This window comes from Streptomyces sp. NPDC091682 (assembly GCF_044756625.1).
Taxonomy (GTDB): Bacteria; Actinomycetota; Actinomycetes; order Streptomycetales; family Streptomycetaceae; genus Streptomyces.
Genome location: NZ_JBIVTH010000008.1, coordinates 1 through 25,710, shown reverse-complemented (window position 1 = coordinate 25,710; position 25,710 = coordinate 1). Strand labels below are relative to the sequence as shown.

The window sequence follows — 25,710 nt, the reverse complement described above, 5'->3', positions numbered from 1 at the left end:
TTGTCGTGCTGACTGCTCTTACCGGGGTTTTCGGGGACCGGGGGGATGCCGTCTCGGTCGCGGGTCGTGCCGCGTCGTATGAGGACGTTCTGGGTGCTGCGGGGGCGGTGGCCGCAGATCTTGCCGGGTGGGGGCCGGTTCCGGCGTTCGCGGTGACCGCGACTGCTTCGTTGGAGACGGTCGCCGCGGTGGTGGGCGGTCTGTTGGCGGGTGTGCCCTGTGTGCCGGTGCCGCCTGACGCGGGTCCGGTGGAGCGCGGTCACATCCTGCGGGATTCGGGTGCCCGGCTGCTGGAGGTGGATTTCGCCCGCCGTGCTCCCTCGCCCGTTCTCCGACCGCCGGCGGGTGCGACGGGGGAGGGGGACCCGGCGTTGATCCTGTACACGTCGGGCACGACGGGTGTGCCCAAGGGCGTGGTGCTGAGCAGGGGGGCGATCGTCGCGGACCTGGACGCGCTGGCCGGGGCATGGGAATGGAGTGCGCAGGACGTTCTGGTGCACGGGCTGCCGTTGTTCCACGTCCATGGGCTGGTACTGGGTGTGCTCGGGGCTCTCCGGACGGGGAGCCGACTTGTACATACGGGCCGGCCGACGCCGGAGGCGTACGCGGCGGCTGCGGCGGCGGGCGGGAGCCTGTACTTCGGTGTGCCGACCGTGTGGTCGCGGATCGCGGCGGTGCCGGGGGCGGCCGCGGCACTATCAGGGGCCCGGCTGCTGGTGTCTGGAAGCGCGGCGCTGCCGACGCCGGTCTTCCACGACCTGGAGCGGCTGACGGGGCACCAGGTCGTGGAACGGTACGGGATGACGGAGACGCTGATCACGGTGAGTGGGCGCGCGGGGGGTGAGGCGGCTCCCGGTACGGTCGGAACCGCGCTGGAGGGTGTCGCCACACGGGTCGTGGCCGAGCCGGGGGCGGACATCGGTGAGCTCCAGGTGAAGGGGCCGACGCTGTTCTCGGGCTATCTTGGCCGGCCGGAGGCGACGACGGCCGCGTACACGGAGGACGGATGGTTCCGCACGGGTGACATCGCGGCTGTCGACGGGGAGGGCGTGCACCGGATCGTGGGGCGCGCCTCCACCGACATGATCAAGTCCGGGGGGTACCGGATCGGGGCGGGTGAGGTGGAGAACGCGCTCCTGGACCATCCCCGAGTGCGGGAGGCGGCGGTGGTGGGTGTCCCCGATGCCGATCTGGGCCAGCGGATCGTGGCGTTCGTCGTGGCCGAGGGCGTCAGCGGCGGTGAGCTCACCGATTTCGTCGCGGCGCGCCTGTCGGTCCACAAGCGTCCGCGTGAGGTCCGTTTCATCGAGGCGGTGCCGCGCAACGCCATGGGGAAGCCGCAGAAGCGGCTCCTACTGGAGGGTGAGGAGCGGAGCCGGGACTGAGGTGCGCACAGGGCGTGGACGGTTCCGTCCGGGCCGGCGGGTACGCCCGTTCCCTTGGAGAGACGGCCTCGCCTCGCTGGCGTGACGGGGCGCGCGGTTCGTGCGCCAGTACGCTGCGACGACCAGCGCCCGGTCCGCCAACGGGACGCGACCGCGTGTTGATCTTCTCTGCACTCCTCGACCGCTGTCAGGGAGCCAGTGCGCTACTGACCCGGGCCAGACGTGAGGTCGACCAGGCGAAAGGGTTGGTGGGGTTGCGGAACGAGTAGCCACCATCGTTGATCTGGTGGTCGCCTTCGGCTGTTGCCCAGCGCGCGGGGCCGCAAGGCCCTTGATCCTCAAGGAGCATCGTGGCGAGCCGCTCAGGTGCCTTGACGCGAGTGCGGGCGCGCAGTGCCGCGGCCAGGCGCTCGACGGCGCCGTCCGGCAGGTCGTCGTCGCCGAACGCGGGCAGTAGAAGCAGAAGCCGGGCCTGGGGGTCAGTGGTGCTGCCGCCGGGCAGGTGGTTGTCCGCGGCGGCGGTCAGCTCAGCCCAGGACAGCCCGGGGCCCACGAAATGGCCTTCGTCTTGTGCCAGACGCTCGGCCGCATCCCAGTCCGGGTGGTGCAGGAGGTAGTCGATGCCCTCGTCCCCATCGAAGGCGCGGTACACCACGTAAAGGCGGTGGTCGCCGTGGAGCGGCACCGTGAAGACGGGCCAGGTGTCGCCTGCCAGCAGTTGGGACTGCAGATCGCCGGCGTCTTGTGCGTCCGTGTCATCTACGAGGTCTTCGGCCCCCTCGCTCTCTGAGTAGTAGTTGTGCAGGTGGCCCACCCAGAACAGGTGCTCGTCCAGAAGGCCGGGCTGGTGGTGGAAGGGACCCCCGTCATAGCCGGGGATCCGAGCCGGGGGTGTGGGTGGGTTGCTCGTCACGGGGCCATCATGTCCCGTAGGCGCAGCTGCTGACCAGCACGGAGATGATGGCGGCGAACCGCTCCGCTGTATCGGACGAAGCCCCGACCGATCTGCCGACGCGTTGCCGTACGCCGTCGGGTTGCCGCTTCGGCAGGCGCGTGAATGCGGAGCGTGTCGGCCGCGGGCCGCGTTCACCCGGGTCTACGGTGGAACCACGGTCCAGCGCCGCGTCATCCCGAGCGTGCGTCCCAGGTGCGGTCGTCGAGGTGGTCGAGGTGGTCACAGCTGCGGCCCCGTACGCCTTCACCTGCGAGGAGCGGCGCATGAACCCGAAGTCACGGGCGCCCGGCACCATCCGCGACGCCCGACGCCGTACGACCCTGACGGCACATGCGATCTGAGCTGCCACCGGCACCGGTCCCGGGAGGTGATCGGCCGTGACCGGACAGAACACGTCCGACACGGACCGTAGGAGCCCGAGCGAGCCGCATCCGCGGTCCGCCGTCCACACGGAGAGCCGCTGGCCGATGGCGGCAGCGGTCATCGCTTCGGCCGTGCTCACCTTGCTCCTGCCCGACGACCTGCGTCTTGGGCCCCGATGGGCGCTTCCGCTCGCCGAAGGCGTCCTGCTGGTGGCGCTGGTCTCGGGAGACCCCGGTCGGATCAGCCGCCGTTCCACTGTCCTGCGCTCAGTGGCGATCGCCCTGGTCGTCGTGCTCGTGGGCAGCGCCATCTGGTCGACCGTCCAGCTGATCGACGATCTCATCCACGGCGGGCACGAGACCAGCTCCGCCAATGCCCTCCTGCTGGCTGGCGGCAGCGTCTGGTCCTCGACCGTTCTCGCCTTCTCCCTGCTGTACTTCGAACTCGACAGCGGCGGGCCGGCCGCCCGGGCCCACCACATGCCCCGCACTCCGGCGCTCGCCTTTCCCCAGCAGCTCAGCCCCGAACTCAACGCCCCGCACTGGCGCCCCCACTACATCGACTACCTCTACCTCGGGTTCACCAATTCCACCGCGCTGAGTCCGACCGACGTCATGCCACTCGCTCCCTGGGCCAAGAGCGTCATGACCCTCCAGTCCGTCCTTTCGCTCATGATCCTGGGACTCGTCGTCGCCAGGGCCGTGAACGTCCTGGCCTGAGCGGATCCGGGCGGCGGGCTACCCGTTCTCCTCGTTGCCACTCGAGGCTGCAGGTGGCATTGGACGCAACGTCATGCGCAACTCAGTGGTCCCGGTGCTGGTAGGAACCCCCGAGGGTCAACTGCGGGGTTGGTCCGCGGGACGGTCGGCGATGCGACGCTCGCAGATCGCCCGGTGCTCAGGGAAGCGCAGGGCGATCTCAGTAAGTTTTGCCAGCATCTCCGTACTTGTACTCAAGGGGTAGTACTCGTGGTGCAGTGCGATGCCCAGGCGAAGAGTGTCGTCCGCCTTCCGCACCCACTCGTCGAGAGTGAGCGTCATGGAGGCCCCGTTGTCCGTACCCGACCAGGCTGCCACGTTCAGGAACACGATCGCCTGCTCCAGCGTCGCCCGGCCGGCCTCCACAGCCTCGGCGACGATACCGGCAACGTCGTCGGCACCGTAGGCGTCAATGAGATCGTCCACACGGTCGAAGAGCTCATCCGGAAGATCGGCGTCATCCCGCTCCGGCACGTGTACGGCACACAGCCGGGCGAGCGCCTCCTCCCATGCTGTCGTCATCATCAGACCCTTGTCACCTGTCACTCGTCACTCAGACGGACAGTAGTCGGGCCACCCCAGGGAGCAGGCCATTTTTGGCAGCAACCCTGCCATCGGAAGAACGGATCAGTGCCGCATCGGACAGCGTTGGTCGTGTGGCACCGCTGGAAAACTCGTCAGAATAGTGTCTCCGCCGCAGCCCTGGACGGCCCCGTTCCGGCCCTTGGTAGCTGGCTGGGCGGACGCCGAGTCGGGGACGGGAGTGGGTTGCTCGCCGGTGACCTCAGGGGCTCGCAACAGCCGTTTCCAGCCCTCTCCACGCGCCGCCCGAGCTGGTCATTTGCCATTCCCGCTCCGATGATCGACATCGGTGGAAAGGGGGGGGCCGGATGGACCGGACCGTACGTACCGTCGAGGACGTCCTTGCGCTTCTGGACGGGCTCTTCGCAGCTGAATCCGAGGCCGGCCGCTTGGCCACGGGTGACGGCAAGGACTTCTGGGACCGCTTCTATGCCGACCGGTCGAGGCCGGTCCCGTTCTTCGCGGCGAAGCCGGACGAGAATCTGGCCGCCTACCTCGACCAGGGCCTGATCGCTCCCGGCCGGGCCCTGGACCTGGGATGCGGACCCGGCCGCAACGCCCTGTACCTCGCCTCGCACGGCTTCGAGGTGGACGCCGTCGATCTCTCCCCGGTGGCTGTCGCCTGGGGTGAGGACCGGGCTCACGAGGCTGGAGTCGACGTGCGTTTCCTGTGCGGTGACGCTTTCGCTCTCCCCGCTGCCGAGTTGAGCGGCCCGTACGACCTGGTCGTCGACTCAGGGTGCTTCCATCATCTGCCGCCGCACCGCCGGGTCAGCTACCTGGCCCTCCTCGACCGGGTCCTCGCCCCTGGCGGCCATCTCGCGCTCACCAGCTTCGCCGCCGGCGAGGCGGGGATGGGCACGGAACTGACCGACGCGGACCTCTACCGAGAACGCGAGTTGCGGGGCGGCCTCGCCTACACACCCGGATCGCTGCGATGGATCTTCTCTGACCTGGTGGAGGTGGAACTGCGCCGCATGCGGGAGCAGCCCCCTGAGTCAGCACTGTTCGGCGTCACCTTCCTGTGGACGGCGTTGTTCCGTCGGGGTGCGGCCGCCTCGGACGACGTTCGACCCGTACACGACCTTGCGTAGGCGCTCGTCCTGGGCGTGCTTGTTCCGCCAGAGGATGTAGCGGCGCGTCATGGGGAGTTGGTCGCGGAGGCGTGGCGGACGGGCATCGTCCCCGGAGGGGCTGTGGACATAGGGTGTACTCATGAGTAACTTGATGGGTGTGGCCGATTCGACGGTCACTTTCGTCCTGGTCCACGGATCGGGCAGCAATGCGTACGGCTGGTCTCCCGTAGCGGCCGAACTGGGCCTGCGAGGGCACCGGGTGGTCGCGGTCGACCTGCCCGGCCACGGCCCCGGCGCCTACCTCCCGCTCTCGTACCAGGCGCCGCAAGACCTGGAGCGGCTGCGCACGGAGCCCTCCCCGATCGCCGGGACGACCCTGGCCGACTGCGCCGCACATGTGGCCGCGGTGGTGCGGCGGGCACACCGCAACGGCCCGGTGGTCCTGGCCGGCCAGAGTCTGGGCGGTGTCACCGTGAACGCGGCGGCCGACCTGGTGCCCGAGCTCATCTCGCACCTGGTGTACGTCTCCGCCCTGTGCCCGTCGAAGCGGGCCTCGGTGAGCGAGCTGATGGCGACGCCGGAAGCAGCCACGAGCCACATATTCAAGATGGTCCCTGTCCCGACCCCTCCGGAGCTCGGGGTCACCCGGGTCAACTGGCGGAGCGGCGATCCGACCTTCTTCCGGATTGCCAAGGAGGCGATGGCGGCCGAGTACTCCGACGCCGAGGTGAGGGCCATGCTCAACATTCTCGAACCGGACGAATCGGCCGCGATCGGGGTGGCCGACGGTCGCGGTCTGGTGCACAAGTGGGGCGGAATCCCGCGCACGTTCGTGCGGTTCACCGAAGACCGTACCCTCCCACTGGCACTCCAGGACCTGATGATCAGGGAGGCTGACGAGACGACCCCGGACAACCGATTCCGCGTACGGTCCCTGGCCGCCCCGCACATCGGCCCCCGCGATCCGGCGCTGCTGGCGGACGAACTGGAGCAGGTGGCCGGACTCTGCTGCTGAGCAGGAGGCGGGTCTCCTCGTCGGAACCGGCCACTGGTCCTTCCCGGCCCGGGTCCGGCGTCAGTGGAAGCCGCCGCGGGCTCGGGGACACCAACGGCGCACGGCGGCCCGGCGGCACGGCGCCCGGCGGCCCGGCGACCGGGCCGCCCCGACGACATGCCCAGGTGGACGAACGCACCCACGGCGGGCCCGCCGCGGCGGCCGATCGTGGGTACTGCACCGGCTACCCGGGCCTGCGAGCACGTCGGGCGCGCCGGCCGGTGCCACGATGGTCGGAGAGATCGAAGACGGGCGGTGGCATGAGTGCATCCGCACAGGCGGATCCGGGCCGGGGGCTCTTTTCCCGGCGCGACCGGGCGGTGATCGCGGCAGCGGCCATTTCCATGCTGCTGGTGCAGATGGACTGGTTCGCCCTCAACCTCATGCTCCCCGTCATCGCCCGCGACTTCGACACCCCCACCACCGACCTCCAGTGGCTGGTCAGCGGCTACATGCTCGCGCTCGGCGCCCTCATGATCACGGGTGGTCGGGCTGCCGACCTGCTCGGCCGGCGCCGCGTCCTCGTTACCGGGCTGCTCGGCTTCGGCGCCGTTTCCGCCGTGTGCGCCGCCGCCCAGAACACCGCGTGGCTCACCGCAGGGCGGGTCGTCCAGGGATGCACCGCCGCCCTGATCTTCCCCGTCTCCGTCGCGGTGGTCACGGCCTACTTCCGCGACGCCCGCCAGGGCCGGGCCGTCGCCACCGTCCTCGCCTTCAGCGCCATCGGTACCGCCCTGGGCCCCTTCATCGGCGGCGCCTTCGCCGAACACGTCAGCTGGCGTGCCGTGTTCCTGCTGAACGTGCCCTTCTGCGTCGCCGCCACCGTACTCATGCTGCGGTACGTCCCCGAGACCCGGGACGAGGAGGCCGCCCGGGGCCTGGACCTCCCCGGGGTCATCTTGCTCGCGGCCGGGCTGAGCGCGGTCATGATCGGGGTGGACCAGGGCCAGCACTGGGGCTGGAGTTCGCCCGCCACCCTGTCCTGCTTCGTCGGCGGAGCCGCGCTCCTGGCCGTGTTCGTACGACTGGAGCGGCGGACCCCCGAACCCCTCCTCGACCTCGGGCTGCTGCGCAACCGCCCGTTCGTCGTCGTCACGCTGGCCGGCTCTCTGTCCAACATCGTCTACTGCCTGGTCGCGGTGCTGTCCGCGCTCTACCTCCAGCAAGCCCGCGGGCTCTCCCCGCTCGACTCCGGACTGGTCTTCCTCTCCCTGTCCGTCGGAGCCGGGTCCGCTAGCTACGGGGCGGGGCACCTCGCACAACACGCGCGCCCCGAAGCGCTGATGGCCGCCGGGATGTTGCTCTGCGGCGTCAGCCTGCTCGCCCTCACTTGGGCCACCTCGCTCGCCCTCTACACTGCGATCTTCGCCGTGGTCGGCCTCGGCGTGGGCCTCGGCTGGGCACTGACCAATGTGGCCACCCAATCCTACGTACCCGCGAACCGGCTCGCCGCCGCTTCCGGCCTCGTCCTGACCTCGCTGGTGCTGCTCGGGGCCGTGGCGGTGGCCGTGGCCTCCACCGTGCTGGAAGTGGTCAGCGGTTCCGCAGGCAGTGCGGCCTCCGACGGCCCCGCCATCGAATCGGTCCTTCGCGCCGCCGCCCTGCTCTCGTTGCTCGGGGCGGTGGCACTGGCGGTGCTCGTGCGCCGGGTCAGGGTCTGACGCGGCGGGCCGGGCGCGAAAGCACGGGCACCCCACGGAGGGGTCCGGCCCGCTGATCCGGCCCGCGGTGGCCGCGCTCCCACCGCCGCGCAGGCGCACGCGACCGGGCGTGCGTTCGCCGTTGTGCGCCGGTGCCCCTACGCGCTCGACCCGGGCCGGCATGCCCGGCACCGCATGCCCCGCCCGCATCGGCCACAACAGAGGTCGCCGGATGCATCAGTGAACCCGGGAAGCCTATATTCGCCAATTGAGTCATTATCCGGCGACCTCCGAAAGATCGTTGAGCATTAAATATTGCGAGTCGATGCAGCTCACGTTGCTGATCGCGGAGGTGTTGACGCGGTGAATCGCACCCCTTCGTCGGTTGGAATCATGGCGGAATCGAACTCTTTTCCACGGCGTGGTGGATGGGGAGGCTGTACGGCGGAAGTTCGGGCCGGTAGCTTTCGCCGTGGTCGCAGGAGTGGCTCGTGGTCAATTTTTCGTTCGACCCAAATTGGGGGGTCGCGAGTGGCTATGGTGGCCGTAGCTCCACCGGTCGTCGAAAGTGAAGAGGCTGCTGGGGGAGGTGGGGTCAGTGTTCTTGCAGTTCGCCTGAATCGATACAGAAAGCCCTGCGTGATTCGCAACGAATCAACTGTCCCTCTGGTGAAACCAGCCATTCTGTCGAACGTGTAGAGCATTTCGGGCTCGTTGATAGCTGCGCGCCTCACATTGCGCCGGACTGCACCAAAATTCGTCGCAACAACACCATGCGCTCGTGGAACCAGGCAACTTCCGTCGAGGGTGCGGTGTACGTTTCTTCCTGCCGAAGACATATTTCGACCAGCGGTTCTCGCCGTTGAGAGGGACGCGCATGACGAGCCAATCGACCGAAGTCGACCTCGAAATTCAGCTCCGCCAGGCGCTACAGGACACGGGCACGGACACGCGTTGGACGATCAACGCGGACGATATGTGGTGCCGCCTCACACGTGAGTCGGAGTCGGGTGCACGACGCCGGCAGGGCTGGAAACTGCACGTGTCCGCGACGGCCGCCTCCGCACCGGAAGTCCTCGCGAAGGCTCTCGACGTGCTGCTGCGCGAGGAGTCGGGATTCAAGTTCGTCCGCTTCCTCGAGCAGGTGAGCGCGCTCAACTCCCGTGCCACGCCCCGGGGAAGTTCGGGCAAGTTCATCACCGTCTACCCGGCTTCCGACGACGACGCGGCCCGAATAGCCCTCGAGCTGCACAGGGCCACGGCCGGACTCGCCGGCCCCCGGATCCTGTCCGACCAGCCGTACGCCCCGTACAGCCTCGTGCACTATCGCTACGGCGCCTTCGTCGGCCGCCGGCAGCTGTCGGAACAGGGCCTGCTGGTCTGGTGCATCGAAGACCCCGACGGCAATCCCGTAGAAGACAAGCGCACCGGCCAGTACTCCCCGCCCTCCTGGGCGGTCAGCCCCTTCCCCGCCTCGGTACCGCTTCCGCCGCAACAGGAGAAGAAGGCGAGCGGCCCCGTGCTGCTCAACGGTAGATTCTCGGTACGGGAAGCGATCCGCCACACCAACAAGGGCGGCGTCTACCGGGGCACGGACGTCACCACCGACGCCCCCGTGGTGATCAAGGAGACCCGGCCGCACGTCGAGGGCGACGCATCCGGATCCGACGTCCGCGACTGGCTGCGGGCCGAGGCCAGAACGCTGGAGAAGCTCAAGGGCACCGGACTGGCGCCGGAACCGCTCGCGATGTTCGAAACGGGCGGGCACCTGTTCCTCGCCCAGGAGGAAGTACCGGGCGTGCCCCTGCGCACCTGGGTCGCCGAACGCTTCCGCGACGTCGGAAGCGAACGCTACCGAGCGGACGCGCTGGCCCAGATCGGACGTCTGGTGGATCTGGTCGCCGCGGCCCACGCCCACGGCTGCGTACTGAGGGACTTCACCCCCGGCAACGTCATGGTCCGCCCCGACGGAGAACTGCGCCTCATCGACCTCGAGCTCGCCGTCCTCCAGGACGACGCCCCGCTCCCGACCCAAGTGGGGACCCCCGGCTTCAGCGCCCCCGAGCGCCTGGTGGGTGCTCCCGTGTCCCCGACCGCGGACTACTACAGCCTCGGCGCCACCGTGTGCTTCGTCCTCGCCGGAAAGGTACCGAACCTGCTGCCCGAGGAGCCGGCCACCCGGCCCGCCGAGCAGCGGTTCGCCGAGTGGCTGAGCGCCTGCGCCGGAACGCTGCGGTTGCCGGACGGCGTGCCGGAGATGATCCGCGGCCTGATGAAGGACGATCCCGACGAGCGCTGGGACCCTGCCCGGGCGCGCGAGGCACTTCGCGGGGCGGAGCCGGCGCGGCCGACGCGACCCGCCGGGGGGCCGCTGCCGACAGCCGACCCGCACCCCACGACGCAGGCCGCCGTCACCGGGATGGTGAACCACCTCGTCGATACGATGACCCCGGCCGACGACCAGTGGCTGTGGCCCGTGTCCACCCTGGCCGGAGAGACCGACCCCTGCACCGTGCAGCAAGGTGCAGCAGGTGTTCTGGCCGTCCTGACACGGTACTTCGAGCTCACCGGCGACCCGCGGCTGCCCGAGGTGATCTCCACCGCCGGCCACTGGATCGCCGCCCGGACCGACACCCGCTCCATACGCCCTGGGCTGCACTTCGGAGGCCGCGGAACCGCCTGGGCGCTGTACGAAGCCGGATGCGCCGTCGACGACCACGCCCTCACCGGCCACGCGATGGCCCTGGCCCTGGCCCCGCTGGAGTCGACACCCAGCCACGACATCACCCACGGCTCCGCGGGCAGCGGCCTCGCCGCCGCCCACCTGTGGCACCGTACCGGTGACCCGCGCCTGGCCGAACTGGTCGTCGACGCAGCCGACCGGCTGGCTGCCGCCGCACAGCCCGAACCGTCCGGCGCGAGTTGGCCCGTCCCCGCCGAAGCCGTTTCCGAAGAGGCCGGCAAACGCTATCTGGGCTTCGCGCACGGAACATCGGGCATCGGCTGCTTCCTCCTCGCCGCCGAGGCCGTCTCCCGCCGCTCCGAACACCTGGAGCTGGCCGTCGCGGCGGGCGAACTCCTGGTGGCCCACGCCGTGACGGTCGGCCACGCCGCCCAGTGGCCGGCCCAGACCTCGAACGTACCCACGGCCCCGTACTGGTGCCACGGCTCGGCGGGCATCGGCTCCTTCCTCATCCGTCTCTGGCAGCGGACCGGGGACAAGAGGTTCGGCGACCTCGCCCGCGGCGCCGCCCACGCCGTCGTCGAGCGTGCGTCCCGTGCCGCTCTCGCCCAGTGTCACGGGCTGGCGGGCAACGGTGACTTCCTCCTCGACATGGCCGACGCCACCGGGGACCCCGCCTACCGTGCGATGGCCCAGGACCTGGCCCGCCTCATCGCCTCCGAACGGGCCCACCGTGCCGGCCACGTCGTCTTCCCCAACGAGTACGGGGACGTCTCGACGAGCTGGAGCGACGGGTCCGCAGGAATCCTGGCGTTCCTCCTGCGGACCCACCACACAGACTCCCGACACTGGATGATCCAGCAGTCGGGTTGAGCGACGGGAACCCCTGTCGCAACCTCAGAGAGAAGGAGAAAGTCATGGAGAACCGCGAACTCGAACTGCTGGCTCACCTGCACGCCCTTCCGGAGACCGACCCGGTCGGCGTCGACGGAGCGCCGTTCGCCGCGACCTGTGAGTGCGTCGGCCTGCTGACGCTCCTCAACACCGTCTGTATCGGCATTAGCTGCGCCGGCTGACCAAGCACTCCGGCCGGTGGCTGTCCCCCAGGCAGCCACCGGCCGGAGCCACGACCGGTGCGGCCGGCAGGCCCGCGCAAGGACACCCCGTCGACGAGGACCTGACCATGCAGCCACATGCCGGTGACGACACTCGCCCCCGGGCAACCCTCGTGACCACCGCCCCGACGAACCCGGACGCCACGCGGTCCGCCGCCCAGCCGGTCCACGCCATCAGCACGCGCGGCCTGGTCAAGAGCTACCCCCGCCCGGACGGCACCACCACCCATGCGGTTCGCGGCCTGGACCTGGACGTCCTCCAAGGAGAGACCTTCGCCTTCCTCGGCCCCAACGGAGCGGGGAAGTCCACCACCCTCGCCCTGCTGTGCGCCCTGGCCCGCCCCACCGCCGGACAGGCCACGGTGGCGGGTGTCGACGTGCTCAGCCGACCGGACCAGGTACGAAGACTGGTGGGAATGCTCTTCCAGCACAGCGCCCTGGACCCGGATCTGACGGCCGAACAGAACCTGCACATCCACGCGCGCCTCTACGGACTGCGCCGCCGCCACGCCCGCGTACGCACCACCGAGATGCTCGAAGTGGTCGGCCTCACCGACCGGCGGCGTTCCCTGGTACGGACCCTGTCCGGAGGCATGCGCCGCCGACTGGAGCTCGCCCGCGGCTTGCTGCACGCACCCCGGATCCTGTTCCTCGACGAGCCGACCACCGGACTCGACCCGCACGCCCGTGCCCAGGTCTGGGAGCACCTGCGCGACTTGCGCGACCACCACGGCAGCACGCTCTTCGTCACCACCCACTACCTGGAAGAGGCGGAGAACTGCGATCGCCTCGGCATCATCGACCACGGCCGAATCGTGGCCCAGGGCACGCCCCTCGCGCTGAAGACCGCGATCGGGGACGACCGGGTGGTGCTGCGCACCAGCGACGACGCAGCAGCACGACAGGTCGTGGGCCGGACCGTTCCGTCGGACCTCGCCATCACCCTGGAAAGCGACGGGGTGTCCCTGCGGCTACCCAACGGCAGTGCGTGGATCCCCCGCCTGTGCGCGGCACTGGAAGCCCACGGCATCGCGGTGCACGCCGCGTCCGCTACCGCACCGACGCTCGACGACGTCTTCTTCCACCACACCGGCCGCAGCATCCACACCCCCCGGCCGCACCGCACACCGGCCGCCCCGGCCCCGGACGGCACCGCGGCAGCGCCCGAGGAGGCCCCATGACCGCACCCGCCCTCCCGGCCCCGGACGCCTCCCGTACCCCGGATGCCCCCGGCGCCCACGACGGCACCGGCCGTGAGCCGGGGCCCCGCCTGCGCCACGAACTGCGCGCCATCCACGGCCTGGTCTACCGCGATCTGCTGCGCCTGTCCGCCCAGCCCACGCACACCGCCCTGATGCTGATCCAGCCGGTGCTCTACCTCTTCGTCCTGGGGGGTGGTCTGGCCGCCCTGATCCCGAACTCCTCACTGGGCGTCGGCTACCAGACCTACCTCTTCCCGGGCATGCTGATGATGACGGTACAGACGCCGGCCATCATGGTCGGCATCCGTCTGATCACCGACCGGCAGAGCGGCTACCTGCGCGAACTCCTGATGGCCCCGGTCCGCCGCTCCACCCTGCTCCTCGGATGCTGCGCCGGCGGCACCATCGTCTCCACGGTGCAGGGCGCCGTCCTGCTCGGCCTGGCCGGCGCCGTCGGCCTGCCCTACGACCCGCTCCTGCTGGTGCTCCTCCTCGGCGGCATGATGCTGACCTCCTTCACCATCACGGCCCTGTCCCTCGCCCTCGCCGTGAGCCTGGGCCGGCCCGAGGTCTTCCACATGCTGCTCGGCCTGGTGATGATGCCGCTGCTGTTCCTCTCCGGCGGCTTCTTCCCGATCCAAAACCTGCCGGGCTGGGCCCACGTACTGGCCGCCGCCAACCCGCTGGCCTACGGAGTGGACCTGCTGCGCCGCTGCATCGCGCTACGGGTACCGGACCAGGCAGCCACCGTGGGCATCGAGTGGTTCGGCTGGCAACCTCCCCTACTCCTCGAAGGCGGCCTCCTCGTGGCCGGCGGCGTCACGGCCCTGCTCTGGGCCGCCCACCGTTTCAGCCGCCCCGAGTGACACGCAGGCGCGCCACTGAGCAGACCCCCAGGGACACCGAGCCGCCTTCCCGCCCGGTGCTGCGCGAGACCATCGGCTGCTACCTGAACCGCCTCGCCGACGCCCGGGCCGAACCGGCCGCGCACCCCGAAGTCGTCGCTCTCATCGGCCTGTTCACCCCGCCCCACCGGCGAAACCGTCCCCGACTGCCGGTCGAAGCAGCAGAGGGACTGCCTCACTCCCCGCCTGTCAGTGTCCCTTCGACGCGGTGAACCCGTGACGACCCGGGTTGGCTGCTTCTGGGACGAGGAATCCGTCTGGTTCTCCTTCGAGTTGGACGCCGATGGCCATGTGATCCGGCACGTCGTGTGCCGGAGGCTGGTCTCGACACCGAGCGAGAAGACGTGCACGAGCCCGCGCGCTGCAGCTCACCTCAGGGCGAAGAGCATGTTGACCGAGTTGTAGTAGTTGGGCAGGTGCACCATCTCTGATCCCGGACGCGGCGGGTCGGCCTTCGGCCAGTTCCGCGGGCCCAGCAGATGGTCGGCGTAGTCGGTGTACCGGACCTTCGGAACGAACCAGATGCGGTACGCACCGGGCCGTGCGTCCGGCTCGAACCGCCAGAGTTGCGTCGCGCGGTTCGCGCCGGTCCGGCAGGCGCGGAGGGTGACCACGACGAGATTTCCGCCGTCGGTGGTGCCGTCGAGGCAGGTACCGGTGTCCGCGTTGCGGAGTTGGTACGTGTTCTGCTGGGCAGGTAGCTGCTGCCAGCCCTGGCTGGCCTGCCCGGTGCACCTTTCGAGCTGCAAACGGCCGCCGGAACCTGAGCCGCCAAGGCCGACGCACAGCCCCGAGGCCACGTTGACCAGGGCGGCGCCGGTCTGACCGGTCGAGGGCGTCGGAGCAGTCGGCGGGGCGGAGGCCGAGGCCGAGGCGGACGGAGAGGCGGACGAGGAGGCGGAAGGGAGGGGCGTGGCGGGAGCAGTGGCAAAAGCCGCCGGGCCGATGACCGTGACCGGTGTGATTTCCGGGAGCGGGCCGCCCGGGGCCGCGTACGTCCTGGCGGGAGCGGCTGCTTGGACGGACCCGTTGTTCTCGGAGTCGGCCGGCAGCAGGACGACCACGGTGGCCGCCGTTCCCACAGCGGCTGCGGCAGCGGCCCATTTCACGGCGCCGACCTTGGTTCCGGCGAGCTGTGTCCCGTTCAGCGTGCTCGAGGCGAGCTGCGCGCCGCCCCCGCCCAGGGCCGATAGGAAGGAGGCGGGGTTCCACAGGAGGATTCCACCCAGCAGCAGGACACCCATACGGCCATTGACATCGCGCAGGTCGCGCTCGGCCCGTGCACAGCCGGCGCACCCCTGAAGGTGGCGGCCCAGGTCCCGGTTGAGGCGCTTGCCCGGTCGGCGCAGTTTCGCGGCGATCTGTCTCCCGTAGTGCCGGCACTCCTCACTCGCGGCCTGTTTCAGGTGGGCGAGCAAATACGCCTCCCGCAAGCCTTCCCGCGCACGCGCGACCAGTGAGCCGACGCCTCCGGCCGATATGCCGAGGCGCGCTGCGGTCTCGGCCGCCGGCTCGTGCTCGACGACGGAGTGCCACAGCACGGCTTGCCAGCGCTCCGGCAGCGACCGGTAGGCACGTAGGACCAACGATCCCTCTTCCGCCGAGAAGACGGCGTCCTCGGTGTCCTGGCCGTCCGAGAGCTGGGCGGCCCATTCCTCGAAATCGTCGGACAGCCGTGTACGGGCGGCATTCTGCGCCCATGCGGCCGCCAGACGGCGCACACAGGTCAGCAGGTACGGCCGCCACGCGTACTCGGGTCCGGCACCCCAGGCAATGGCCCGGTAGGTGCGGGCGAAGGCCTCGGCGGCGAGGTCCTGCGCGGTGGACAGGTCCCGGCAGCACGTGCGGGCGTAGGCCAGCACCGAGGGATGGTGACGGGCGAACACCTCGTCCATCACGTCGCTGACCCCCGCGTCGGATTCCGAGGCGTGCCCACGGAGCAGGGCGCAGAGCTCCCCGTCGCTGAGGCTTCGGAGATGCTGCTGACGGGCCGTACCTGGTGTGCTCAACACGTGCTCCCGTGTGGCTTGCTGATGACCCGGGCGTCGGTTCCGGGCACATCCGTCATGAGGGTGCGACGCTGCGCCCGACCGGAGTTCGCGCAAGTGTGCACCCTTGCAGAGCTGCAAGCAAACCAAACGACAGGTAGGACGGTGAGAGCCGTCGCCCTGGATCCGTGAACGCGGGGAGCAGCATGCCGGTCATCGCGGCCGCCGCCCTCGTGCGCAGTGGCAACACCTTCGGCGGGCCCCGGGCCGTGTCAGTTCGACGTGGCCGCACGCTCTGCTTGCAGGGTGCGCAGGAGGTCGAAGGCCGGGCCGTCCACGGGGCGTCGGGTGTTGCCGAGGGCGATGACGGCGAGCCGCTTTTCCGGATCGAACCCCACGAAGGAGGCGAAACCCCCTGTTCCTCCGTTGTGCCAGATCTGGAGGTGGGCGCCCTGACGGGGGTGTAGGCGGTGTGCCATCCAGCCGAGGTGCACCCGGGCGAAGGGGCTCCTGCGGTACTCGACCGCACGGCTGAGGCGGATCGCCTCGGCGAGCCCTGCGGGGCCGCCGTCCAACTGGGCCCGTACGAAGGCCACCAGGTCGGTCGCGGTCGAATGCAGGCCTCCTGCTCCCGCCAGGTCGGCGAGGTGCCAGGGTGCGGCGGGTCGGCCGCGGCGCACGTGGCCCTGCGCGGAGCGTTCCGAGCGGGTGGCGTCCACCGTCACCACCGTGTCGGTCATGCCCAAGGGGGCACAGATCCCATGCGTGATGAGGGTCTCGTACTCGGTGCCCGCCCGGCGGGCGAGGGCCAGCCCCAGCAGCCCGGCTCCGAGGTTGGAGTAGCGGAACCGCTTCCCCGGAGTGGCCCCCAGACGGGTCCCGGCCAGCCCGGACAGCAGGACATCGGCCGTACAGTCGGCGTACGGATCCGGCTTCGACGGGCGCAGCAGGGCCTGAAGCAGCATGCCCTTCGGCAGTCGCGGCAGGCCGGAGGTGTGAGTGGCCAGATGTTGCAGGGAGATCGGCTGGCCGGCTCGTGACGGAACGGCCGTTCCGGCGGGCAGTAGATCACCGAGCGGCTCGTCCAGGCTCACGGTACCGACGGATGCCAGGTGTGCCAGGGCGAGGGCGGTGAACACCTTGGTCACCGAGCCGATCTCGAACAGGGTATCGGGGCCGGGGACACGTCTGTGGTTCGTACCGGTGGTTCCGGCACCACGTATCTCCACGACGTCATCCGCCACCGCGGCCACCACCACGCCGACGTGTTGTTCGGCCAGCCGGTCCGCGGTTTGCTGGGTGAGCGTTGCGAGTTCTTGTGCCATGACGGACATCATGGTGGCACCCCCGCGTGCGGCAGGTGCCCCCTGATGATGATTTCCGGTCGTCGGCACTGCGACCTGAGCAGTACGGCGAGGCGGTGGTCGGGCTCTGCCACGCCGCCGCCGGGCGCGAGCGCAGCGAGAGCGCGAGGGTGCGACCGCTTCGTTCGCCCGCACCCTCACCCTCAGTCTTACCGTCCCCCATCGGCTGGACAGAGCGCTGCTCATGGTTCACCCCGCGCCAGGGAAAAGGAGAATGACATGCAACCAGGAACGGACGAGCCACCTACGGCGAGCCGCACCACTCTGGTGCGCCGCGTCATGGACGGGCCCGACCCGCCGGCCGTGCCGTCGCGGGCGGTCGGCGTCGACGACGTCGGCCCCGCGATCGTGACGGCGGTCGAGGAAGCCCTCCCCGAGCAGCCGGGCCTGCTCGTCGGGGCCCGCCAGTGACCGTTCCTGGCGACCCGCATGCGCCAGATCCGCGAAGGCGACTCCGGTAGTAGGAGGGTTAGGCCGATCGTTCCAGGCGGGCGAGGGCCCGCTCGTGGGCGAGGGTCAGGGCGTCGTCGGTCGGGCACGGGAGGTCCGGGACGACTCCGGTGCCCTCCCAGTTGGTCCCCGAGACCGGATTGACCGACCGGCCCACCGGGATCGACGCCTCGAGGTGCGGATGCAGGGTCCAGCCCTCCCTCGGGTGCGCCCCGCCCCTCGTGGTCTCTCCCACCACGACCGCCCGGCCGAGTTGCTGGAGGTCGTACGCGAGTTCCTCGGCGGCGGAGAAGGTGCGCGGGCTGGTCAGCACGTACACCGGCTTCTCACCCCCGAAGCGCGGGCCGGGGACATACGCCGGCGACCAGGACTGCTCGCGACGGTCGCCCTCGCGCCAGCGCATGGTGTTCAGCAGGGTGCGCTCGTCCAGCAGGTGGCCGCACACGAAGGCGACCGTGTCGGGCGAGCCGCCGAGGTTGCGCCGCAGATCCAGGATCAACGCCCGGGCCCGGGACGCCACCGCCAGCGCGGCCCCGAGCGGCTCGGCGGCCCACTCCAGCGGGAAGAGGTTCGGCGTCAGCTCCAGCACGGCCACCCCGCCGTCCAGCATCTCCAGGCGCGTTACGCCGCCCAGCGACGCCTCGAAGTCGCGCCGCATCGCGGCGAGCATCGCCGCGCCCTGCTCCTCGGGCACGCGGTCGGCGTGGTACTTCAGCCGCAGGTGCAGGTCGCCGTTGCGGGACTGGAGATCGGCGGTGACGACCCGGCCCAGCTCTTCGGCGGTGGCGACGTCATAGGCGCCGTCGGCCAGGCGCTCCCGGACCAGGCCGGCGAGCTCTTGGCCGAGTTCGGGGAAGACGTAGTGCGCGGCGAGCAGCCGGGCCAGTTCCTCGACGACGGGGGCGGGCTGAAGGGATGTCAGAGTCGGCATGGCGAGGAGTAGACCACCGGCCTTGCGAAAGAGTCAAGAGAGTTAGACACTTACGTCATGACGTACGACGACGCTGACACCGGCGGGGACGAAGTGGCCTGGGAGCCCCAGGAGGAAGTCCAGCACATCGGCGCGCCCGAGCAGTACGCGGCCCTGGCCCACCCGCTGCGCCAGCGACTGCTGTTCGCCCTGACCCAACGTGCGGCCACGGTCAGCCAGCTCGCAGTGCTTCTCGACGCGAAGAAGGGCAACCTCGCCCACCACCTCAAGGTGTTGAGCGATGCCGGACTGATCGGGATCGCCGGCACCCGCACGGTGCGCGGCGGCACCGAACGGTACTACCGGCGGACGGCACGCAAGCTGCTCGTCGCCGAGCCGCAGGCGGTCGGCACCGCCGCCCTGTTCAGCGCCTTCGCCCAGGAGATCGACCGTTCCCCGACCGACCACCTGCTGCGCCTGCGCCACCTGCGGCTGACCCCGGCCGCCGCCCGCGAACTCGGCGAAACCCTCGCCCGCTTGGTCGACGAGGCCGAACAGGCTCCGGAGGGCGAACCGGTGCACGGTGTCCTCGTCTCGCTGTACACCGCCCACGACCCCGACCGGGAATCCCCGTAGAGCGTGTCTCTCCGACGGGTCGGTCAGTTGATCGGATGTCTCCGTCCGATCAGTGATCACCGATGCGATGTGGGACCGGATCGAGCCGTTGATGCCGGCCGGTCCGGTCGGCGGTCGGCGGTGGGCGGTGGGCGGTGGGCGGTGGGCCGGCCCGCCGAACCGTGTGGAGGCATCACTTGGAAATACCGCACCTGCTCGCCGTGGCGGGACCTGCCGGACGAGCTCGGCCGGATTCCAGACCGCCCACGAGGTCTTTGCCGCCGTCCCGGCAGAGGCCGAGGGTGCTGACGACATCGGATGGACCATGTTGGCGGATTCCACCGTCCGCCGAGCTCACCAGCACGCCAACGGAGTCTGCGAAAAGGGGCCCAGGCTGGGCCGAGCCCGACGGCCACACGCGTGGCCGCTCCCGAGGCGGGCCTGAGCACGTCCACCTCGCAGGCGACGGCCAGGTACGACGCCATGTACGCCCCTGGCCCTTCGCGTCACTGCAGGCAGGCGGGCAACACCCCGGCCTTCGAGGGCGTCATGGCCGCCATCCGTGTTCTGCGAAGCGGACCCGGAAGACCGAGAACCTGACCCGCCTCGCCCCGCCTCGCCCCGATGCCGTCCTGGCGGAGTGCGCGTAGTCGTTCCGCGCGATGCGGAGTCACGTCCGCCACGCTGCATCCGCGCTGCCATCCCCTAGCCCGCCGACCAGATCGGCCACCGTCTGCGGCGAGGGCGCGTCGAAGTTCGAATGCCCGCCTTGGACGCCGAGGCCTACGAGCAGCGCAACTCAGTCGAACGCTGCCTCAACGGGTGCGATCCCTAGCGCGGGTCGGCCATGCGAACGGACGAGCTCGCCGCCGCCCACCGGGCTCTATCGGGGCCCGGCACGGACCGCTGTCAACGATCGACCGCCCAACGCGCGTCCGCAGGCCAAGAGCCTGTGCCAACGATGTGCTCCACGAGCCTGAACGCCTCACGGAGGGAGACGGTGTCCTCATCCAGGTACTCGTCGTCCTGCCCGTTGGAGAGGACGTACCCGTCGCTCGACCCCTCAGCTCCCGGGTGCACGGCATGCTCGCCAGGATCGCACTCGTCGTCGAACAGCATCACCATCGCGCGCTCGGTGTTCGTCACGAAGGCCAGCGACCGTCCGTACGAACTGGTCAGCCACGTCTCAAGTTGCCCGCTGTTGATCCTCGACCGAAGAGACTCCAGCACCACCGCGGACGACACATGGACAGGACTGTCGTCATTGATCACCCAGGACTCGATCACGAGCACGACGATCTCATGGACGAATCCAAGAGACGGTCCCCGGAGGTTCTGACCCCGTAGGTTGTGGACGGGTGGTGCAGATCTCGGCTGAGGCGCGTACGGGGACGCCCGTACGCCTTGGTCGGCTGAGCTGCCTTGGCTATGCGGGCACAGGGCCTGGACCGGGCGATCCTCGCTCGGAGCCGATGCTCGGTCCGCGTGCGTGCGGCAGAGCACCGGCGGCGGCAGGCTCTGCCGGGACGGCGGGTGCCCGCAGCGGAGTGGCCCTGAGGATCGCCGCGACCACCGGACCGCCCGACCCCACCACTTCCGCCACGAAACGTCCTCGCCCGACCCCGAGCCTGCGCGGCGCCCGCCCGCGGTCGCTGGCTACGATCGGACCCGCGCCGACGAGCATCAACCACCACCCCGCGCCAGATGTTCGGCCGTACCGGATTCGCCCTCCTGCGCAAACGATTCCTTCTTGTTGACGTTCAGGCCGAACGGCGCTGCGGGGGCCCCGCGACGGACGCGCCCCGAGCTGCCCTGAGGGGTACGGACCAAGGAGCGAGCAGCCCCCCCGTCCTGCAGTCCTTGACGCCCTGTCCGACCATCGGACGGCAGCGGGCTTCCTCTGTGAGCAGGGTCGGAGCGGACGCACGGAGCATGAAGCTGTTCAGGGGTGGTCCGTCCCTCAGGCCGAGGAGCCGTTCGAGCGGCTCCCGTTGCTGCCGGGGTGCCCCGGAAGCATTGTTTTCGTCCCCTTGACGATATAGGTGCGTCTCGTTATCGTCTCACTGACGAAATGAAGGGGGTTCGCCATGGCCGACATCACCAGGCGCTTCGGCTGGCGTCATCTGCGCTCCGCGCCCAATGCCCACATCCGCCACCACAAGCGCGGCCGACTCGTCCACGACGGGCGGGGGCTCAGTTTCTGGTACCGGTCGCTTTCGGCAGCGCTTTCCGAAGTGCCGGTCGACGACCGGGAGCTGGCCATGGCGTTCCACGCCCGTACGTCCGACTTCCAGGACGTCGCCGTGCAGGCCACCGTCACCTACCGGATCAGTGACCCGGCCGAGGCCGCGGACCGGCTCGACTTCTCCGTCGACCCGGACAGCGGGAGCTGGCGCGGCGCTCCCTTGGAGCAGATCGCCACCCTCCTCACCGAGACCGCGCAGCAGCACACGCTCGACGTACTGGCCCGGACTCCGCTGGCCGCCGCCTTGGTGGACGGCGTCGCCTCCGTGCGGGAACGGGTCGCCGCAGGCCTCGCCGCCGAGCCCAGGCTCCCGGCCACCGGCATCGATGTGGTGGCCGTACGGGTCGTGGCGATCCGCCCCGAGGCCGAGGTGGAGCGCGCCCTGCGCACCCCGGCCCGCGAGCAGATCCAGCAGGAGGCGGACCGGGCCACCTACGAACGGCGAGCCGTCGCCGTCGAGCGCGAGCGTGCCATCGCCGAGAACGAGCTGGCCAGTCAGATCGAGCTGGCCAGGCGCGAGGAGCAGCTGATCGACCAGCGCGGCACCAACACCCGCCGCGAGGCCGAGGAGAAGGCGGCGGCGGACGGCATACGCACCGAAACCGAAGCGGCCCGCAAGGTCCGCCTGGCCCGCGCGGACGCCGAGGCGGCGCGCGAGACGGGCGCGGCACGCGCCGAGGCCCAGGCTGCCTGGCTGCGCGTGCACGACGAAGCCGGCCCGGGCACGCTGCACGCCCTGGCCGCGACCCGGCTGGCGGAGAACCTGCCGCGGATCGAGAGCATCACGGTCTCTCCGGACGTCCTCACCGGGCTCCTCACCAGGCTCGGGCGTCCGGAAGGCGGAACGGGCGAGTGAGCCTGGCCCCGCGGGCGGTGCTCGTGCACCGCAGGACCGAGTACGAGGAACTGCTCGCCCGGCACGGGACGCACGGGCAGGCCGCGTTCTTCCTTTCCAGTCGGGGCCGGTCGATCGACGAGGTGGTCCGCCGCCACGAGCGCACGCGCCAGGCGCTGCGGGAGGTGGCGGCGGCGGTACCGCTCACCTGGCGCAACTCCCGGGTGGAGCGGGCCGATCTGGACCGCTTCCTGTTCGCCCCGGAGGACGTGGTGGTCGTGGTCGGCCAGGACGGCCTCGTCGCCAACACCGCGAAGTATCTGCGCGGACAGCCGGTGGTGGGCATCGACACCGACCCGGGGCGCAACCCGGGGGTCCTGGTCCGTCACCGCTGCGCCGACACGGCCGCCCTGCTGCGTGCGGCGACCGCCGCCGGAGGCCGGGTGGAGGAGCTGACCATGGTCGAGGCCGTCGCCGACGACACCCAGCGCCTTCTCGCGCTGAACGAGATCTACGTGGGCTCGCCCGGTCACCAGACGGCCCGTTACCGCCTCGGATCCGACGGCGACAAGGGCCCGGGCGAGGCCCAGGCATCCTCCGGGGTGCTGGTGGGCACCGGCACGGGCGCGACCGGCTGGCTACGTTCCCTGTGGCTGGAGCGAGGCAGCTCCGCGGGGCTGCCCGCACCCTGCGACCGGCGGCTCCTGTGGTTCGTGCGCGAGGCCTGGCCCTCTCCCACGACCGGAACGACGAAGGTCGCCGGTGAGCTGGGGCGGGGGCAGGGGTTGCAGCTCACCGTGGAGTCGGACCGGATCGTGGTCTTCGGCGACGGGATGGAGAGCGACGCCCTAGAGCTGACCTGGGGCCAGAGCCTACGGGTCGGCATCGCGGGAACGTCGCTGCGCCTGGTGACGTGAGCGCTCCAACCCGACCGGCCGTCACCACTGCCGATCCACCGGACGACGGCGCGCCATGGTTCCTGCACCAACCGTGCCCGGTACGCGCGTGGGTGCCGCTACGCGCCGGAGCGGACCTCGACCAAGTTCCGCCGGCGGCACGGGGGCGAGAACGGCAAGGGCAGCGGCCAGCAAGCCGGACATGAACTTCCCCCCTCAAACCCGATCGGGCCGCCCCAGCGGTCCGGCGGTCCGCAGGGGCGACTTCGACACCGCGGCTCGGCTCGGGTTCCGCTCCCCGGCCGGCACGGTGGAGATCGACAACGAGCGACAGGGCGGGTGGAGCACGGTGCGGCTCAACTTCGCCCAGGAGGTCGCGCTGCTCCCCGCCGTCCGGCCGCTGGTGGACTGACGGGCAGTCATTAACGTCCGGACCGGCTGCCGTTCTCCTCCGCGGGCGGAGGTGGGGCGGATCGCCGGAGTGGGTCGAGCCGCGGTCGTCTTCCCGGTGCCGGGCGCAGCACGAAAGTGTCGGCGACGTGCTCCAGGTAGGCGTAGTGCTGCTGCTGCCGGTCCACCATCCACTGTCCATGTCCACTGTCCGCCAAGGCTCGTGCGGGTTCCCGTCGGGGTCGATCGCGGTGAGCCCGCCGTGTTCGGGGTAGGAGGCCCGAGCAGCCGCGAAGTTCTTGGCGAAGCCTGCATCTTGATTCCCTCCTTCGTCGCGCGGGCTTTCGACTTTCGTCGCGCCGGTTTCCGACATTCTTCGCATCGGTTTCCGTCCGTGGGCTGATGCAACGCTCCTGCACCTCGGCCAGGATCTTCCGCATGACCTCAGACTTCCGCGCCGACCAGGCCCTGCTCACTGCGCTCGGCCCGGTTTGCGCAAGGCGCCACGTCAGCACGCACCTCCTGCTGGCCTGCATCAGCAAGGACGACCGGGTCCAGGAGTTCCTCGCCTCGTACGACCTCACGACACAAGTGATTCGCCAGGGCGTCGGGGGGATGGACGAGGAACCCGGAAAGGTTGAGATCGCGTTGGCCGAGCAGGAGGGCCGCTCGCTCACGCTCAGCACTGCCGGGGCAGCGGCGTTCGTCCGGTGCCGGGCACAACCGTCCGTGACCGGTGGTCAGGGCGTCGAGCGCTCGCCGACCGATCTGCTGGCAGCCCTCCTGGACGACCCCTCCTGCGGTGCGGTGAGCTACCTGAGCGGATGCGGGGTGGACGTCGTTGCGCTGCAACGGGCCGTGTGGTCGGGACGGGTCCCTGACGTGGAGGATCCTGTCCCGCCGGAGCTGCGCTCCACCCGCGACGCCCTGGTGGGCCGTCGCCGCTACAAGCCCCGTGAGCTGGGGCAGTTCTGGACGTCGATGTTGGTCAGGGCGATGCCGATGAACGCCGCGGCGCACCCGGTGCTGTGGGCGCGCCTGGAGGCCGGGGAACTTGCCGGTCAGCACCGTAGGAAGGTCCGTACCGACGATGTCCTCCTGGGCATGCTGCGGACCTATGCGGTCGCGCAGGCCTACCCACACATGACGGGCGGGGTGAAGGGGGACTACGACGGGGGCCGGGTCCTGGTCGAGGCCGGGGTGGACCACGTACGGGTGCGTGCTGCGATGGAGGGTACGGACTTCGGCCGGGACACGGTGCCGCCGCGCGAGCTCCTCAAGGACACGATGGCCAGCGGCACCTCCGATCTGCTGGACCGGTTGCTCGGCGAGCCGGGAAACCGCAGTGTCCGGCTGTTGGCGGCGCTCGGCGTGGAACCGGCGGCGCTTCGACGCACCGCTGGGCCGGCGGACACCCGGGTGGCCTGAACCCAGGGTCGGGCACTTCCCAGGCGGCCCGCTTCGTGGAGGTGACCCTAGGGTGACGTGACGTGGGATCGTGACACTGGGCCGGCGTGCCGACTACACACAGTTCAAGCACCTTCCGGAGAAGATCCCCGTCCTGGAGCGCGGGCCGGGCAGGCCCCGCAAGACGCTGGGCAGCATCCCGGCCGACAAGCCCTACGGCAACGGCCCCTGCCACGAGTACCTGCGAAGACGCGGTATCCGGCACACCATCCCCGAGAAGGCCGACAGGCCGCCCACCTGTCCAAACGCCACCGGCTACGACGAATGCCGCCACGTCCACCTAGGCACTGCCGCTCCCGCAACCCTCACCACCTGGCTCCGAACACGATCGACCGGACGAGCCCCGGAACCCACTCCCAGATTCGAAGCACGGTATCCAGCCGCACTGGTTCGTCGGGATCGCCCGGGTGTGGGGGTGCACGGCCGGCGCAAGGCCGCAGTCGCGATCCGGTCGGCCGGTCGGGCTGTCGGCTGGGGCGTGCCAAAGGGCGGTGTGCTGATGGGCTGGGACGCGCACGCGGGGGGTGTGGTGACTCTGCTGGTCGGCGCTGGTGAGCCGGGTCCGGTGCACGTCGATGTCGGGAGCGGTCCGGACGTGCCCGAAACGCAGAACGCCGGTCCGCCCGGCCTGCCTCGCCGGCCGTGCCTGGCTTGCCTAGATGGGCACAGGCTCGGGTCGCCCTTCGGTTATCGGGCGGCTTCGGTACCCGGCCGGCTGTTTCGGAGGGGGCGCGGGCGATCACGGTCGGTGAGATTCGGGTGTCTCGGGGGTGACCCGCCCCATAGGGTCCACGTCACATACGAACCGGGGTAGTAGTCCCTGACAGGCCCC

The 25,710-nt window shown here is 70.4% G+C and carries 22 protein-coding genes and 1 pseudogene; 17 read left to right on the top strand and 6 right to left on the bottom strand.

What is annotated here, in order from left to right:
- Positions 1 to 5 precede the first annotated feature (5 nt).
- On the top strand, positions 6 to 1,385 hold the full coding sequence (locus ACIQK6_RS19555; protein ID WP_329094973.1) for an AMP-binding protein: 1,380 nt from the start codon (positions 6 to 8) through the stop codon (positions 1,383 to 1,385).
- A gap of 187 nt (positions 1,386 to 1,572) precedes the next feature.
- Here the strand turns inward: ACIQK6_RS19555 and ACIQK6_RS19550 are convergent, their stop codons facing one another.
- Positions 1,573 to 2,298, bottom strand: coding sequence for a hypothetical protein (locus ACIQK6_RS19550; RefSeq protein ID WP_329094971.1), 726 nt, complete (start codon positions 2,296 to 2,298; stop codon positions 1,573 to 1,575).
- A 257-nt stretch (positions 2,299 to 2,555) separates the two neighbouring features.
- Between ACIQK6_RS19550 and ACIQK6_RS19545 the strand changes: the two genes are divergently transcribed.
- Together ACIQK6_RS19545 and ACIQK6_RS19540 are read left to right on the top strand one after the other, a co-directional pair.
- Entirely contained in the window at positions 2,556 to 2,681 is a 126-nt protein-coding gene (locus ACIQK6_RS19545) for a hypothetical protein (protein ID WP_329094970.1), read from the top strand.
- A gap of 36 nt (positions 2,682 to 2,717) precedes the next feature.
- Complete coding sequence (locus ACIQK6_RS19540; RefSeq protein ID WP_402695155.1) at positions 2,718 to 3,422, top strand: hypothetical protein; 705 nt, start codon at positions 2,718 to 2,720, stop codon at positions 3,420 to 3,422.
- Between the two features lie 117 nt (positions 3,423 to 3,539).
- Here ACIQK6_RS19540 and ACIQK6_RS19535 read toward each other — a convergent pair whose 3' ends face one another.
- Complete coding sequence (locus ACIQK6_RS19535) at positions 3,540 to 3,986, bottom strand: hypothetical protein (RefSeq protein ID WP_402695154.1); 447 nt, start codon at positions 3,984 to 3,986, stop codon at positions 3,540 to 3,542.
- 365 nt (positions 3,987 to 4,351) lie between these two features.
- On the opposite strand from ACIQK6_RS19535, the gene ACIQK6_RS19530 reads away from it, so the two are divergent.
- The 7 genes from ACIQK6_RS19530 (at position 4,352) to ACIQK6_RS19500 (ending at position 13,679) form a co-directional block, all read left to right on the top strand.
- The gene (locus ACIQK6_RS19530; RefSeq protein WP_329094966.1) at positions 4,352 to 5,137 is read left to right on the top strand and encodes a class I SAM-dependent methyltransferase; all 786 of its coding nucleotides are present in this window, start codon (positions 4,352 to 4,354) and stop codon (positions 5,135 to 5,137) included.
- A gap of 121 nt (positions 5,138 to 5,258) precedes the next feature.
- Entirely contained in the window at positions 5,259 to 6,134 is an 876-nt protein-coding gene (locus ACIQK6_RS19525; RefSeq protein WP_402695153.1) for an alpha/beta fold hydrolase, read from the top strand.
- 299 nt (positions 6,135 to 6,433) lie between these two features.
- Positions 6,434 to 7,834, top strand: a complete 1,401-nt coding sequence (locus ACIQK6_RS19520; protein ID WP_329094963.1) for an MFS transporter — start codon at positions 6,434 to 6,436, stop codon at positions 7,832 to 7,834.
- Positions 7,835 to 8,690: 856 nt separating this feature from the next.
- A complete protein-coding gene (gene lanL, locus ACIQK6_RS19515; protein ID WP_329094961.1) occupies positions 8,691 to 11,369 on the top strand; it encodes a class IV lanthionine synthetase LanL in 2,679 nt (892 codons plus the stop codon).
- Between the two features lie 44 nt (positions 11,370 to 11,413).
- Positions 11,414 to 11,572: a VenA family class IV lanthipeptide gene (locus ACIQK6_RS19510; RefSeq protein WP_329094959.1), complete on the top strand. Its 159-nt coding sequence runs from the start codon at positions 11,414 to 11,416 to the stop codon at positions 11,570 to 11,572.
- Positions 11,573 to 11,679: 107 nt separating this feature from the next.
- The gene (locus ACIQK6_RS19505) at positions 11,680 to 12,792 is read left to right on the top strand and encodes an ATP-binding cassette domain-containing protein (protein ID WP_329094957.1); all 1,113 of its coding nucleotides are present in this window, start codon (positions 11,680 to 11,682) and stop codon (positions 12,790 to 12,792) included.
- The gene (locus ACIQK6_RS19500; RefSeq protein ID WP_329094955.1) at positions 12,789 to 13,679 is read left to right on the top strand and encodes an ABC transporter permease; all 891 of its coding nucleotides are present in this window, start codon (positions 12,789 to 12,791) and stop codon (positions 13,677 to 13,679) included. The genes ACIQK6_RS19505 and ACIQK6_RS19500 overlap by 4 nt, the downstream gene beginning before the upstream one ends.
- 407 nt (positions 13,680 to 14,086) lie before the next feature.
- Here ACIQK6_RS19500 and ACIQK6_RS19495 read toward each other — a convergent pair whose 3' ends face one another.
- On the bottom strand, positions 14,087 to 15,727 hold the full coding sequence (locus tag ACIQK6_RS19495) for a sigma-70 family RNA polymerase sigma factor (protein WP_402695152.1): 1,641 nt from the start codon (positions 15,725 to 15,727) through the stop codon (positions 14,087 to 14,089).
- Between the two features lie 251 nt (positions 15,728 to 15,978).
- Positions 15,979 to 17,031: a serine hydrolase domain-containing protein gene (locus tag ACIQK6_RS19490; RefSeq protein WP_402695151.1), complete on the bottom strand. Its 1,053-nt coding sequence runs from the start codon at positions 17,029 to 17,031 to the stop codon at positions 15,979 to 15,981.
- Between the two features lie 258 nt (positions 17,032 to 17,289).
- On the opposite strand from ACIQK6_RS19490, the gene ACIQK6_RS19485 reads away from it, so the two are divergent.
- Positions 17,290 to 17,481 (top strand): hypothetical protein, encoded by a 192-nt coding sequence (locus ACIQK6_RS19485; protein WP_329094950.1) that lies wholly within the window; start codon positions 17,290 to 17,292, stop codon positions 17,479 to 17,481.
- A gap of 58 nt (positions 17,482 to 17,539) precedes the next feature.
- Here the strand turns inward: ACIQK6_RS19485 and ACIQK6_RS19480 are convergent, their stop codons facing one another.
- Positions 17,540 to 18,451, bottom strand: coding sequence for a S41 family peptidase (locus ACIQK6_RS19480; RefSeq protein WP_329094949.1), 912 nt, complete (start codon positions 18,449 to 18,451; stop codon positions 17,540 to 17,542).
- Between the two features lie 57 nt (positions 18,452 to 18,508).
- Between ACIQK6_RS19480 and ACIQK6_RS19475 the strand changes: the two genes are divergently transcribed.
- Both ACIQK6_RS19475 and ACIQK6_RS19470 read left to right on the top strand, forming a co-directional pair.
- A complete protein-coding gene (locus tag ACIQK6_RS19475; RefSeq protein WP_329094947.1) occupies positions 18,509 to 19,066 on the top strand; it encodes a helix-turn-helix domain-containing protein in 558 nt (185 codons plus the stop codon).
- A gap of 67 nt (positions 19,067 to 19,133) precedes the next feature.
- Positions 19,134 to 19,877 (top strand): annotated as a pseudogene (locus tag ACIQK6_RS19470) (IS5/IS1182 family transposase); the annotation flags it as partial.
- Between the two features lie 77 nt (positions 19,878 to 19,954).
- Here ACIQK6_RS19470 and ACIQK6_RS19465 read toward each other — a convergent pair.
- Positions 19,955 to 20,338 carry a hypothetical protein gene (locus tag ACIQK6_RS19465; protein ID WP_329094945.1) on the bottom strand — a complete coding sequence of 128 codons (384 nt, stop codon included), beginning with the start codon at positions 20,336 to 20,338 and terminating at the stop codon, positions 19,955 to 19,957.
- Positions 20,339 to 21,132: 794 nt separating this feature from the next.
- Here ACIQK6_RS19465 and ACIQK6_RS19460 point away from each other — a divergent pair.
- The 4 genes from ACIQK6_RS19460 (at position 21,133) to ACIQK6_RS19445 (ending at position 24,839) form a co-directional block, all read left to right on the top strand.
- On the top strand, positions 21,133 to 22,146 hold the full coding sequence (locus ACIQK6_RS19460; protein WP_329094943.1) for an SPFH domain-containing protein: 1,014 nt from the start codon (positions 21,133 to 21,135) through the stop codon (positions 22,144 to 22,146).
- Positions 22,143 to 23,042, top strand: coding sequence for a hypothetical protein (locus ACIQK6_RS19455; RefSeq protein ID WP_402695150.1), 900 nt, complete (start codon positions 22,143 to 22,145; stop codon positions 23,040 to 23,042). Before ACIQK6_RS19460 ends, ACIQK6_RS19455 begins: the two co-directional genes overlap by 4 nt.
- Before the next feature lie 181 nt (positions 23,043 to 23,223).
- A complete protein-coding gene (locus tag ACIQK6_RS19450; protein ID WP_402695149.1) occupies positions 23,224 to 23,433 on the top strand; it encodes a hypothetical protein in 210 nt (69 codons plus the stop codon).
- Positions 23,434 to 23,849: 416 nt separating this feature from the next.
- Complete coding sequence (locus tag ACIQK6_RS19445; protein WP_402695148.1) at positions 23,850 to 24,839, top strand: Clp protease N-terminal domain-containing protein; 990 nt, start codon at positions 23,850 to 23,852, stop codon at positions 24,837 to 24,839.
- Positions 24,840 to 25,710 lie beyond the last annotated feature (871 nt).

Bases quoted from the DNA above. Each gene is read 5' to 3' on its own strand.
- ACIQK6_RS19445 (WP_402695148.1), top strand. From the start codon at position 23,850: ATGACCTCAGACTTCCGCGCCGACCAGGCCCTGCTCACTGCGCTCGGC.
- ACIQK6_RS19480 (WP_329094949.1), bottom strand. From the start codon at position 18,451: ATGCCGACTCTGACATCCCTTCAGCCCGCCCCCGTCGTCGAGGAACTG.
- ACIQK6_RS19505 (WP_329094957.1), top strand. From the start codon at position 11,680: ATGCAGCCACATGCCGGTGACGACACTCGCCCCCGGGCAACCCTCGTG.
- ACIQK6_RS19535 (WP_402695154.1), bottom strand. From the start codon at position 3,986: ATGATGACGACAGCATGGGAGGAGGCGCTCGCCCGGCTGTGTGCCGTA.
- ACIQK6_RS19490 (WP_402695151.1), bottom strand. From the start codon at position 17,031: ATGGCACAAGAACTCGCAACGCTCACCCAGCAAACCGCGGACCGGCTG.
- ACIQK6_RS19530 (WP_329094966.1), top strand. From the start codon at position 4,352: ATGGACCGGACCGTACGTACCGTCGAGGACGTCCTTGCGCTTCTGGAC.
- ACIQK6_RS19475 (WP_329094947.1), top strand. From the start codon at position 18,509: ATGACGTACGACGACGCTGACACCGGCGGGGACGAAGTGGCCTGGGAG.
- ACIQK6_RS19500 (WP_329094955.1), top strand. From the start codon at position 12,789: ATGACCGCACCCGCCCTCCCGGCCCCGGACGCCTCCCGTACCCCGGAT.
- lanL (WP_329094961.1), top strand. From the start codon at position 8,691: ATGACGAGCCAATCGACCGAAGTCGACCTCGAAATTCAGCTCCGCCAG.
- ACIQK6_RS19450 (WP_402695149.1), top strand. From the start codon at position 23,224: ATGAACTTCCCCCCTCAAACCCGATCGGGCCGCCCCAGCGGTCCGGCG.
- ACIQK6_RS19510 (WP_329094959.1), top strand. From the start codon at position 11,414: ATGGAGAACCGCGAACTCGAACTGCTGGCTCACCTGCACGCCCTTCCG.
- ACIQK6_RS19485 (WP_329094950.1), top strand. From the start codon at position 17,290: ATGCAACCAGGAACGGACGAGCCACCTACGGCGAGCCGCACCACTCTG.
- ACIQK6_RS19520 (WP_329094963.1), top strand. From the start codon at position 6,434: ATGAGTGCATCCGCACAGGCGGATCCGGGCCGGGGGCTCTTTTCCCGG.
- ACIQK6_RS19525 (WP_402695153.1), top strand. From the start codon at position 5,259: ATGAGTAACTTGATGGGTGTGGCCGATTCGACGGTCACTTTCGTCCTG.
- ACIQK6_RS19460 (WP_329094943.1), top strand. From the start codon at position 21,133: ATGGCCGACATCACCAGGCGCTTCGGCTGGCGTCATCTGCGCTCCGCG.